Raw genomic sequence first — 291 nt, 5'->3', positions numbered from 1 at the left:
CCTCCCCCCCCCCCTTCCCCCCCCTCCCCCCCCCCCCACCCCCTCCCCCCCCCCCCCCCCCCCCCCCCCCCTCCCTCCCCCCCCCCCTCGCGCCGGGGAAGGTCTTAAGCCACTGGAGCATCTTTGTCCGGTTGATGTAATTCACTAAAGAAGAGAAAAAATCCGGCCTGACGGGAACCGGGGGGATTGGATTCTCTATCGGCAGCAGTAAAACCACGCACGAGCTGCGTGAAGCGGGCACCACCCAGAGCCAGAGTGCTTCCACGACGGGAAGTACGGGCGGTAGCGTGG

1 protein-coding gene is annotated in these 291 nt (G+C 67.4%); it reads right to left on the bottom strand.

Annotated elements, in window-relative coordinates; genetic code table 11:
* Positions 1–104 precede the first annotated feature (104 nt).
* Positions 105–291: hypothetical protein (locus tag RRF55_RS27405; protein ID WP_205414733.1), on the bottom strand; the 187-nt coding region annotated here is incomplete at its 5' end.

The organism is Klebsiella sp. K47, from assembly GCF_051858335.1.
In the GTDB taxonomy this organism is placed as follows: Bacteria; Pseudomonadota; Gammaproteobacteria; order Enterobacterales; family Enterobacteriaceae; genus Klebsiella; species Klebsiella pneumoniae.
This window is presented reverse-complemented; position numbering and strand designations above follow the sequence as displayed.